10 protein-coding genes are annotated in these 10,403 nt (G+C 58.5%); 1 reads left to right on the top strand and 9 read right to left on the bottom strand.

From position 1 onward, the window contains the following. Positions 1 to 848: 848 nt before the first annotated feature. Positions 849 to 2,468: a peptide ABC transporter substrate-binding protein gene (locus tag GJV78_RS08910; protein WP_155107993.1), complete on the bottom strand. Its 1,620-nt coding sequence runs from the start codon at positions 2,466 to 2,468 to the stop codon at positions 849 to 851. A 221-nt stretch (positions 2,469 to 2,689) separates the two neighbouring features. Next, positions 2,690 to 3,655: an L-Ala-D/L-Glu epimerase gene (gene ycjG / locus GJV78_RS08905; RefSeq protein WP_155107992.1), complete on the bottom strand. Its 966-nt coding sequence runs from the start codon at positions 3,653 to 3,655 to the stop codon at positions 2,690 to 2,692. A 221-nt stretch (positions 3,656 to 3,876) separates the two neighbouring features. Here ycjG and tpx point away from each other — a divergent pair, with 221 nt between their 5' ends. Continuing rightward, positions 3,877 to 4,383, top strand: a complete 507-nt coding sequence (gene tpx, locus GJV78_RS08900; RefSeq protein ID WP_155107991.1) for a thiol peroxidase — start codon at positions 3,877 to 3,879, stop codon at positions 4,381 to 4,383. A 162-nt stretch (positions 4,384 to 4,545) separates the two neighbouring features. Here tpx and tyrR read toward each other — a convergent pair whose 3' ends face one another. The 7 genes from tyrR to pspA all read right to left on the bottom strand — a co-directional run bounded on the left by tyrR (position 4,546) and on the right by pspA (position 10,352). Next, positions 4,546 to 6,087 carry a transcriptional regulator TyrR gene (gene tyrR, locus GJV78_RS08895; protein ID WP_155108008.1) on the bottom strand — a complete coding sequence of 514 codons (1,542 nt, stop codon included), beginning with the start codon at positions 6,085 to 6,087 and terminating at the stop codon, positions 4,546 to 4,548. A 144-nt stretch (positions 6,088 to 6,231) separates the two neighbouring features. Further along, entirely contained in the window at positions 6,232 to 7,296 is a 1,065-nt protein-coding gene (locus GJV78_RS08890; protein WP_155107990.1) for a TIGR01620 family protein, read from the bottom strand. Further along, entirely contained in the window at positions 7,293 to 8,690 is a 1,398-nt protein-coding gene (locus GJV78_RS08885; RefSeq protein WP_155107989.1) for a YcjX family GTP-binding protein, read from the bottom strand. The genes GJV78_RS08890 and GJV78_RS08885 overlap by 4 nt, the downstream gene beginning before the upstream one ends. Positions 8,691 to 8,815: 125 nt before the next feature. Next, on the bottom strand, positions 8,816 to 9,034 hold the full coding sequence (pspD, locus tag GJV78_RS08880) for a phage shock protein PspD (RefSeq protein WP_155107988.1): 219 nt from the start codon (positions 9,032 to 9,034) through the stop codon (positions 8,816 to 8,818). 11 nt (positions 9,035 to 9,045) lie between these two features. After that, positions 9,046 to 9,405 carry an envelope stress response membrane protein PspC gene (gene pspC / locus GJV78_RS08875; protein WP_155107987.1) on the bottom strand — a complete coding sequence of 120 codons (360 nt, stop codon included), beginning with the start codon at positions 9,403 to 9,405 and terminating at the stop codon, positions 9,046 to 9,048. Continuing rightward, complete coding sequence (gene pspB, locus GJV78_RS08870; RefSeq protein WP_155107986.1) at positions 9,405 to 9,629, bottom strand: envelope stress response membrane protein PspB; 225 nt, start codon at positions 9,627 to 9,629, stop codon at positions 9,405 to 9,407. The genes pspC and pspB overlap by 1 nt, the downstream gene beginning before the upstream one ends. Positions 9,630 to 9,686: 57 nt before the next feature. Then, positions 9,687 to 10,352 carry a phage shock protein PspA gene (gene pspA, locus GJV78_RS08865; protein ID WP_155107985.1) on the bottom strand — a complete coding sequence of 222 codons (666 nt, stop codon included), beginning with the start codon at positions 10,350 to 10,352 and terminating at the stop codon, positions 9,687 to 9,689. Between the last annotated feature and the right edge of the window lie 51 nt (positions 10,353 to 10,403).

Raw genomic sequence — 10,403 nt, 5'->3', positions numbered from 1 at the left:
TGGCACCTCTTTCTGGAATGTATCGGCCATAAATATTCCTTTAATTTATGAGTGGCTGTTGTGTAAGGCATATAACAAACGGAACTTAACGGTATCAATAAACGTAAAAAACGCATCATTTTCAATACCATCCCGATCCGCACGTCATTAAAAGTAAATTGCCGTCTCCTTCCGCGCGTACCTTCAGAGAAAAGCAGCCCGACGAATCATTGCGGAAACGCTCGATTAATAAACTGTAAATGTTAAAATTATTTGCTGAATTTGTATCCCAGTTCAGCAACGATAACCGACTTGAACAGCACATATTTAACTATAATTCCGCAAATAACGCATCAACTTAACGCAGAACAATTCTTAAAAAGGCGAGTAAAATTAACGCCACCAGAAAGGAAGAGGAATTTTGCTAAAACGCTTATTAACTTTACGTCGCTACCTTTATTAAAAAAATTTTATGCTGTTCTGACGCGAATAGCGATGTTATCTGACTGTACCCACCGCCTTATTTGCAGAAACAGCGGGCGGTGAATAATTAAAAATTCATATCATTCTATACAAAACATTTTGCATAGTGATTACCCGACCTGAAAATATATCTGATATAAGCTACCACATTCACAGAGGATACTTTGAGGGTCTACCGCAGATAGTCCGGAGGCGGACATAAGAGAACGCCGAAACCCAGAGACCCCGTACCCTGCTCCACTCTGCCGGGCCGCCGGCATTCATTATGGCGAGCAGGATAAGCGGCAAGCCCTGTTTCGCTCCGGCTCTGCGGAACGTGGTTTTCGGGTGCCAGGCCGGAAGTCACGCTATTCCGCGCGCTTTCGGCGCGGCGCAGACCCGGAGGCTCAGTTCGGGTGCTTCACGATATACATCGTCCGACTGTAGGCCACGTCTTCCGGATTACCGATCGGATAGCCCTTCAGCCAGGGTTTGATTAAACGACCGTTTGTGTACTGATAGATCGGCGCTATCGGTGCCTGTTGAGCGAGGATTTTTTCTGCGGCGTTATAATCGGCGTTACGCGCCTCGACGGCGTTTTCCATCGTCGCCTGGGTAAGCACCTTGTCATAGGCCGGATTCTTGTAGCGCGAGATATTGCCGGCGTGGGTGGAGGTCAGCAACGACAGAAAGGTCGAGGGTTCGTTATAATCCCCCACCCACGAGGCGCGAATCACGTCGAAATTACCGGTGTTGCGGCTGTCAATATAAGTTTTCCACTCCTGATTCTGCAGCTTTACCTCAACGCCCAGATTTTTCTTCCACATCGACGCCACCGCAATGGCGATCTTCTGATGGTTCTCTGAGGTGTTGTAAAGCAGCGTCAGCTTCAGGGGCTTCTGCGGACCATAGCCCGCCGCCTGTAGCAGGGTGATCGCCTGAGCGTTCAGCTCCGCCTGGCTCATCTGCTCATACGGCGACGGCTCAGGCGTAAAGCCGGCGGTCAGATCCGGGGTGAATCGCCAGGCGGGCTTTTCACCGGTGCCGAGCACCTTCTCCGCGATAATCCGGCGGTCAATGGCCATACTCAGCGCCACGCGCACCCGCGGGTCCGCCGTCGGCCCTTTTTGGGTATTAAACGCATAATAATAGGTGCCCAGCTGCGGCGGCGTGTAAACCTGTTCCGGAATCGTCTTCAGCAGCTTCTGATAGAGGTTTTTGGGAAAGGATTCGGTGATGTCGATATCCCCCGCCAGGTAGCGCCTGGTGGCGGACGACTCCTGGTTGATCGGCAGAAAGGTCACCTTTTGCAGAACGGTTTTGCCGTTATCCCAGTAGTGGGCGTTCGGGGTAACCACCAGCTTTTCGTTAACCACGCGCTCTTTCAGGACATAGGCTCCGTTGCCAACCAGATTACCCGGCATTGTCCACGCTTTTCCGCTCTCCACGTTGGCCTTCTGCACCGGATAGAACGCAAAGCTGGCGGCCAGGCTGGCAAACCACGGCAGCGGTTTGTCGAGCTGCACCTGCAGCGTACGGGGATCCGGAGCGCTAACGCCGAGCGTGTCCGGCGTAGCTTTGCCATCGATAATCGCCTGGGCGTTACTGATTCCGGCAAGGGCCGCAAACCACGCAAACGGCGACAGAGTCTGCGGATCGACCAGCCGCCGCCAGCTGTAGACAAAATCCTCGGCCGTAACAGGCGTCCCGTCTGACCAGCGCGCATTGTCCCGCAGAGTGAACGTCCAGATCCGGTTATCATTACTTTTCCAGCGGGTGGCGACGCCGGGAATGGTTTCCCCTTTCTCGTTCTGATTTACCAGCCCTTCAAACAGATCGCGGATCACCTCTATTTCAGGCAGTCCCACCGCCTTCGCCGGATCGAGCGACGCCGGTTCATCCTTAATATGGCGAACCAGCTCCTGCCTCTCCGCCAGCGCCGTTCCGGGGGGGATCTCCGCAGCATACGTCAGGGAAAGGCTGCTTAAAAGCAGCGCACCGCAGGTGACTGAAACAGAGTGCCTCATAGTTTACCCTCAGACCGGTTAATAAAGAGTGGCGTAATTATTTGTATCCCCTCAAAGAAATGCAAATAACTTCCGGCAGAAAAGGGATTTGCCTGTCCCGGCCGTAAGTACAACGCTGCAAAGCATCACCCGCGTATGCGAGATAAACATGATCGCCACCCGCCTCCGCGTCGGGCGCGGAGTTTTTTCCACCGGACGCCAGAGGGTATTCCGGTAAAAAGTTAGAGATGAAGCAGTCCGGTCGTAAAGCGCAGCGCCGGCTCCACGTCAACCTCCAGCCATGTCGGCCCGTCGAGATCGGCAAAACTGACCTGCGGCGTGAGCGGCAACGCGGCGGCGATGGCGCGAGAGGTACAGAGCATACAGTCAAGCATCAGGCTGAACCCCTGCTCTCTGGCTTCGGTCGCCAGGGCCAGCGCCTCGGTCAGACCGCCGGTTTTATCCAGCTTGATGTTAATCATCTCGTAGCGGCCACGCAGCGCCTTCAGGCTGCTGCGGGTATGGCAGCTTTCGTCAGCGCAGACGGGCAGCGGATGGATAAAATTCTCCAGCGCGGCGTCATCCTGAGCGGGCAGCGGCTGTTCCAGCATCGCCACACCGAGATCGGCCAGCAGCTGGCAGCGCGCCGCCAGCCCCTCCGCGTGCCAGGACTCATTGGCATCGACGATAAGCGTCGCCTGCGGCGCGGCGGCGCGGATGGCAACCAGCCGTTCGCTGAGCAGCCTGTCGTCGAGCCTCAACTTTAACAGGGTCGCCCCTTTTTCCCACAGCGCCGCCGCGCTGGCGGCCATCTGTTCCGGCGTGCCAATAACGATCGTCCGGGCGGTAACAATCGTTTCTCCCGGCGTAACGCCAGGGCGCTCCGCCAGCGTTTCCTGACGCTGCCGCGCCTCCAGATCCCAAAGCGCACAGTCCACGGCGTTGCGCGCCGCGCCAGCCGGGAGTAGCCTCTGCAGCGCCGCGCGGCTCAGCCCCCGCTCCAGCTGCGGAACAATGCTTACGATCTGCGCCATCACCGAGGCATCGCTTTCGCCATAGCGTGCACAGGGCGTACACTCCCCCACGCCCTGAACGCCGTTCTCTGTAAGCTCCACCACTATCACACGCACTTCGCTACGGCTGCCGCGGGCAATCACAAAAGGCGAGTGCAACGGCCAGGCTTCTTCATATACCTTCACAGATCTCATTTTCTCTCCCGTCTGGAGTACGCGCCTGACCCACCAGGGCGATGACTTATACAATGTTGGACCCGGACAGCGCCCGACAAAACGGGCGCTGGTTTGCGATCCCCCCAGAATATCAGCATCATTTACACCTGGCGGACCTGGTGTAAATAGCGTTTGCCGGGCCAGCCGCTGTTGGCATAAACCAGGTCGAACGTTAATTATATGTAAACAGGAAGATAACCATGTCACAAACCGTACATTTTCAGGGCAACCCGGTCGCCGTCGCCAACGCAATACCGCAGGCGGGCAGTCAGGCGCAGCCTTTTACCCTTGTGGCAAAAGATCTGACCGACGTCACGCTGGGCCAGTATGCGGGCAAACGCAAGGTGCTGAATATTTTCCCAAGTATTGATACCGGCGTCTGCGCGGCTTCGGTACGCAAGTTTAATCAGCTGGCGACCGAAATCGACAATACCGTGGTTCTGTGCATCTCCGCCGATCTGCCGTTCGCTCAGGCCCGCTTCTGCGGTGCCGAAGGGCTGAGCAACGTGGTGACCCTCTCCACCCTGCGCAACGCAGAATTCCTGAAAAATTACGGCGTGGAAATTATCGACGGCCCGCTGAAAGGTCTTGCCGCGCGCGCCGTAGTGGTGATTGATGAAAATGACAGGGTCATCTTCAGCCAGCTGGTGAACGAAATTACCACTGAACCTGACTACGCCGCCGCGCTGGAGGCGCTGAAAGCATAAATCAGACGGAGAGGCAAGTAGTCAGGGACGCACACGTTCAACCCTGGTTGCCAGAAAAAGACTCAGTGATTGCCGGCTGAAAAGCAAAAAGGGAAAAACCGTGGTTTTTCCCTTTGTATCAGCACCCTGAATGCCGCCGCCCGGAGGCACCCCTTTCCCGGATTACTCTTCGCCCTTTTTCTGGCTCAGGCCATACTCGCGCAGCTTGTTGGCAATCGCGGTATGCGACACGCCAAGCCTTTTCGCCAGCTTGCGGGTGCTGGGATAGTGGCGATACAGCTGAACCAGCACCGAGCGCTCAAAGCGGCTGGTGATCTCATCCAGCGATCCCTCCATCGCCTCTTCGCCAACCGCCACGGTCGCCGCGTCATAGTCCGGCAACAGGATATCCTGCTGTCGCAGCTCATAGCCTTCCAGCTGGGTCAGCGCCCGATAGATGGCGTTTTTCAGCTGACGAACGTTGCCAGGCCAGCCATAGCGGGTCAGAACGGCGCTGAGATCGGCCGACAGTTTCGGACGCGCTATCCCCTGCTCGTCAGCGAAGCGCGCCACAAACAGCTCTGTCAGCGGGATGATATCCTGGGGGCAGTCGCGCAGCGGCGGCAAATTGAGGGTCAGAACGTTGAGACGGTAGTAGAGATCCTCGCGGAACTGCCCATTCTGCACCAGTTCCACCAGATTCTTCTGGGTTGCGCAAATCACCCGCACGTCGACGTGCACCTCGCGATCCTCACCCACCCGGCGGAAAGTACCGTCGTTGAGGAAGCGCAGCAGCTTGGTCTGCATACGCGGCGACATTTCGCCGATTTCATCCAGCAGCACCGAACCGCCGTTGGCTTGCTCGAAAAAGCCTTTTTTACCTTCCGGAGCATGACCGAACAGCTCGCTCTCGACCGCATCTTCCGGGATTGCGGCGCAGTTCAGCGCCAGATAGGGTTTCGCCGCCCGCGGGCTGGCCTGGTGGCAGGCGTGGGCAAAGAGATCTTTACCTGTGCCGGTTTCGCCGACGATCAGCAGCGGCGCGCTCAGGGTTGCCAGTTTGCGCGCCTGCTCAACGACGTGCTTCATCTTCGGGCTGACGGCGATAATCTGGCTGAAGGCGCTGAGATCCTGGCTGGTGAGATTCTGCAGCTGCCGCCCCATGCGGAGGGTGGAGCGCAGCATCACCACCGCACCGGTCAGCATCTGCTCGCTGTTTTCGCCCTGCAGATAGACCGGCGTAATTTCCATCAGGAAGTTCTGGCCGTTAATGACCACATGTTCACTGTGGGAAGCCTGCGAATCGCCCTCCAGCCAGCGCAAAAAGTTAAAGCCGCTAATCAGCTGCGCCGCGCTGTGCTGGCGCATACGCGCCGAATTCATACCAAACAGCTGGCAGCTTGCCGGATTGGCTATCTCCACTTTGCTTTTTAGATCCAGCGAGAGCACCGGCTCCGGCAGCGCCTCCAGCAGCGCGCTGAGCGCCAGATGTTCGCGCTCGGAGGGCATCCACGGAACGGTGCGCACGTCGATGACGCCGGAAATCCGACGGATTTCCGCCATCAGACTGCTGAAGCTGCTGAACTCCAGCTCCGCAAAATTGAGGTAGATTCGTCCGATGGGATCGATCTCAATTCCGCGTAAATCAATGCTGCGCAGCACCAGTAAATCGAGCAGTTCGCGGGTCAGACCAAGCCGGTCTTCACAAAAGACTTCCAGACGCATGGGAACCTTCATCAGATCAAAAAATCATTAGCTAAGATGATAAGCCACTATTTCACTGGCAGGAAGGTTCCTGTCAACAAATATTGACAGCATGGTGGAAAAATGGGCGCTCTGGCGTAACGTTATCCACTCAGCGCCCTGGCTTCACTTTTCGCCCGGCGTTTTGCTCTTCTGCAGGGCCGCTTTCACCTCGCCGATTAGCAGACGGCGAAAGTCGCCCAGCCGCGGCTTATCGTCCTCTATCCACGGCAGCGGGCGGCACAGCTCCATCGCCTTAATCCCGAGCCTGGCGGTCAGCAACCCGGCACCGATCCCCTGGGCGGCCCGGGCGGAAAGCCGCGCCGCCAGATCCTGAGACATCCAGTCCATTCCCACTTCGCGCACCAGCTCGCTGGCCCCGGCAAAGGCCATATTCAGCAGCACCAGGCGAAACAGACGCAGGCGGCTGTAATAGCCCAGCTCAATGCCGTAAAGCGCCGCAATGCGGTTAATGAGCCGCAGGTTACGCCAGGCGATAAAGGCCATATCCACCAGCGCCAGCGGGCTGATGGCGATAGTCAGGGTCGCTTCCGCCGCCGACCGGCCGATCTCCCGGCGCGCCCTGACGTCAAGCACCGGCTGCACCAGATGGGCATACAGCGTAATAATTTCCCGATCGTTCTGCGTTTCGTGGATCGCCGCGTACCAGCGCTGCAGCGCCGGATGAGAAGCGTCCAGCCCCGCCTGCTGCGCCAGCTTTTCACAGAAAGCGCGTCCTTTTCCGGCCCCGTGGCCGTGCAGCAGCTCGCGCGCTTCGTCACGTTCATGGGCCCGCTGACGCAGACGCCACAGCCGACGCCACTCGCTCACCACCGATCCCACGCCCGCCCCGATAATCAGCGCCCCCGCCGCGCAGCCGCCCAGCGCCGCCCAGTCCTGGGTTTGCCAGGCGTTAACTGCCCACTGCGCGCCCTGGCCCACCACGCTGACGCCGAACAGCGCCAGCCCACCCATGACCATCCTGCGCCACAGGCTGCGCTTTGGCCGCAGCGCCGCGTCAATAGCCTTCTCCGCCTGCCCCTCTTCCTCTTCCGGCGGCTCATCGTCAGACGACGGCGTAAAGCTCTGGGCCTGCGGCGCGCTAAAGGTCTGCCTGGCCCGGAAAACCGGCTGCGGTGCTGTCTCCGGCAGATCGGCGAAATCAATTCGCGGTTTTAGCGGCTCGCTCATCGCAGCTTATCTCCTATTAAGAACTCCAGCGCGGCGTCCAGCCGGATGTGCGGCAGCGGCCGATCCACCTCCATGACCTGCGGACGAAACGCTTCAAACTGAAAGCCCTGCTGCGCCCAGAAGGCCTGGCCCGGCAGGCGCGCGGGCACCTCGCCCGGATAGACGGTCAGGGGCGCGCCGTCGCCAGAACGATGCCCGCGCAGTGCCGGGATCGTCTCGCCGTTAACCTCAATCAGTCCGCTGGTGGTCGCCTGTACCGACGCCAGCCCGAGGCAGTCCATACTGATACCTTCGAAGGCGGCGTTTTGCCACGCCTCCTGAACCAGCTGCTGCAGCAGAGAAACCAGATTCGCGTGCTGATCGAGGGTAACGTGGTCCGCCTTGGTGGCGGCGAACAGCAGCCTGTCGATAACCGGTGAGAACAGCCGACGAAACAGGGTTCGCTGACCGTAGTGAAAGCTTTGCATCAGCTGCGTCAGCGCCATGCGCATATCGTTAAACGCCTGCGGCCCGCCGTTAAGCGGCTGCAGGCAGTCCACCAGCACGATCTGGCGATCGAAACGCAGAAAGTGGTTTTTATAAAACCCTTTAACCACCTTTTCGCAGTAATAGTTAAAGCGTTCGCGCAGCATCCCGGCGTTGGTGTGTTTATCCGCCTGCGCCAGGGCTGATTCGCCGAAGGCGTCAACGTCCGGCCACGGGAAAAACTGCAGCGCGGGAGCACCGGCCAGCTCCCCCGGCAGCACAAAACGGCCAGGCTGGATAAAGTGCAGCCCCTGCTGTTTGCACTGGTGCAGGTAGGCCGTCCAGGCCTCGGCGATGGCCGCGAGGCGATTTTCATCGGCAGGAGCCAGCGGGTCCAGCCCTTCGCAAAGCTGCCGCCACGTTTCCGACCACGCCGCCCGCGGCCCCTGCAGCAGCCCGGTCATCTGCCGCGACCAGCTGAAATAATCCTGCGCCAGCATCGGCAGATCCAGCAGCCACTCTCCCGGATAATCCACGATTTCCAGATAAAGGGTCGAGGTCTCTTTGAAATGACGCAGCAAAGAGTCGCGGGACTTATAGCGCAGGGCGAGACGGATCTCGCTAACGCCGCGGGTGGGCGTCGGCCACGCGGGCGGGTCACCGTACAGCTGCGCCAGCCCTTCATCATAGGTAAAGCGGGGAATGCCGAAATCGCGTTGGGGAATACGCCTGACGCCCAGAAGACGTTCTTCGCGCGCCGCGCTGAGCAGCGGCAACCGCGCGCCGGCGTGAATATTGAGCAGCTGATTAACCATCGCGGTAATAAACGCCGTTTTTCCACTCCGGCTGAGGCCGGTAACGGCCAGCCGCAGATGGCGGTCAACGCCGCGATTAACCAGCGCGTTAAGTTCGTTTGTGAATCGCTTCATCGCCATCCCGTTCTGCCTGAAAAGCACAAAAAATTATAACCCATGGCCAGGGATATGGGGACAGGTGTTTGATTTACAATGACAGAAGCGCAGCAGGCCGCTGCCGCGCCGTCAGAAAAAGGAGATTACCGGTAGCGTTTAGCCAGCCGGCTGGCCGCCCGGCTCAGCAGCGGCTCAAGGGCCAGCGCCAGCACCATTTTCAGCGGACGACGGGCAACGGACTTCACCGCCCACCCGGCAACGCCCGCCGGGCCGAAGCGCAGCGCGGTCAGCAGGACCAGTTTCCCTGCTATTTTCATACCGGGCTTCATCCTGCGCCCGGCCTGTTGCCAGCGATTAGTCATGGTTATCCTCATTACAGTTGGCGAAAGCGGCTGCGCAGGGTGAAGGTATCAGAGGTCACGTAGCGCTCCATGTCGCGCAACCGCTGCTCGCCGGTGGCCAGCTCGCGCTCGACGGCGTCCAGCAGCTCGCCGCTGTCAGGCTGTTGTTCGCCGAAGGCCAGGCTGTCCGGCATCGGATCCAGCATAAAAGAGAGAATAATATAGGCGACGAAGGTAATGAGAGCCAGCCCAAAGAAGATCGACAGCACCGCTAAAATCCGCACCAGCTTCACCGGCACGTCGAGATACTGGGCGATCCCTGCACATACGCCCCGCACCATGCCCCGCTGTGGAATACGCCATAGCTTTTTGTTCAGGTTAATGCCCGTCATCAGCGACTCCTCCAGTCCGGATGTTCAGCGTCAAGAATCGCCTCCAGCGTCTGCAGTCGCTCACGCATCCGCCGCGCCTCGTCGGACAGCTGGGCTAAACGCTGCTGTTCATTTTGCGACAGCTCACGACGGGAGGAACGATTGCTGTAATGCAGCCATAGCCAGATTGGCAGAACGAACAGCACAAAGATGGTTAACGGAATAGCCAGAAATAGCGCGCTCATGAGTGCTCCTTACAGGTGATGAGCGGCGGCGCGGTCGGACGCCGCCGGGTATTATTATTACTTATCCTGCTGCATTTTGGCTTTCAGCTGCGCCAGCTGTTCGCCAATTTCATCATCTGCTTTCAGATCGGCAAACTCCTGGTCCAGCGAGCGTTGTTTACCAAAGCTGTGGCTTTCCGCTTCGGCCTCCATCTGGTCGATACGGCGCTCAAAGGATTCAAAGCGGGCCATCGCTTCGTCGATCTTGCCGCTGTCGAGCTGACGGCGAACATCGCGGGATGAGTTGGCCGCCTGGTGGCGCAGCATCAGCGCCTGCTGGCGCGCGCGGGTTTCACTGAGCTTGTTTTCCAGCTCACCGATCTCTTTCTTCATGCGAACCAGCGTGTCGTCCACCAGGGTGGCCTCGTGCTCCAGCGTACCGATCAGGTCGGTAAGCTTCTGCTTTTCAATCAGCGCGGCGCGGGCCAGATCTTCTTTATCTTTACGCAGGGCCAGTTCGGCTTTTTCCTGCCATTCAGCCTGCTGCGCGGTGGCCTGCTCAATGCGACGGGAGAGCTGTTTCTTTTCGGCCAACGCCCGGGCAGAGGTGGAACGCACTTCAACCAGCGTGTCTTCCATCTCCTGAATCATCAGACGCACCAGCTTTTGCGGATCTTCCGCCTTCTCAAGCAGCGCATTAATATTAGCGTTCACGATATCGGCGAAACGAGAAAAAATACCCATAATTCAATCCTCACTCTTCTGTTCTGATGGTGGGCTACGCCCTGCCCTTGC

Origin of the sequence: Intestinirhabdus alba, assembly GCF_009711095.1 — a bacterium.
Taxonomy (GTDB): domain Bacteria; phylum Pseudomonadota; class Gammaproteobacteria; order Enterobacterales; family Enterobacteriaceae; genus Intestinirhabdus; species Intestinirhabdus alba.
The sequence above is the reverse complement of the archived record's forward strand: the minus strand, read 5'-3'. Positions and strand labels throughout refer to the sequence as shown.

What these genes read in the sequence shown, in the direction of transcription:
- GJV78_RS08910 (WP_155107993.1), bottom strand. Translation starts at nt 2,468, where the DNA reads ATGAGGCACTCTGTTTCAGTCACCTGCGGTGCGCTGCTTTTAAGCAGC.
- ycjG (WP_155107992.1), bottom strand. Translation starts at nt 3,655, where the DNA reads ATGAGATCTGTGAAGGTATATGAAGAAGCCTGGCCGTTGCACTCGCCT.
- tpx (WP_155107991.1), top strand. Translation starts at nt 3,877, where the DNA reads ATGTCACAAACCGTACATTTTCAGGGCAACCCGGTCGCCGTCGCCAAC.
- tyrR (WP_155108008.1), bottom strand. Translation starts at nt 6,087, where the DNA reads ATGCGTCTGGAAGTCTTTTGTGAAGACCGGCTTGGTCTGACCCGCGAA.
- GJV78_RS08890 (WP_155107990.1), bottom strand. Translation starts at nt 7,296, where the DNA reads ATGAGCGAGCCGCTAAAACCGCGAATTGATTTCGCCGATCTGCCGGAG.
- GJV78_RS08885 (WP_155107989.1), bottom strand. Translation starts at nt 8,690, where the DNA reads ATGAAGCGATTCACAAACGAACTTAACGCGCTGGTTAATCGCGGCGTT.
- pspD (WP_155107988.1), bottom strand. Translation starts at nt 9,034, where the DNA reads ATGACTAATCGCTGGCAACAGGCCGGGCGCAGGATGAAGCCCGGTATG.
- pspC (WP_155107987.1), bottom strand. Translation starts at nt 9,405, where the DNA reads ATGACGGGCATTAACCTGAACAAAAAGCTATGGCGTATTCCACAGCGG.
- pspB (WP_155107986.1), bottom strand. Translation starts at nt 9,629, where the DNA reads ATGAGCGCGCTATTTCTGGCTATTCCGTTAACCATCTTTGTGCTGTTC.
- pspA (WP_155107985.1), bottom strand. Translation starts at nt 10,352, where the DNA reads ATGGGTATTTTTTCTCGTTTCGCCGATATCGTGAACGCTAATATTAAT.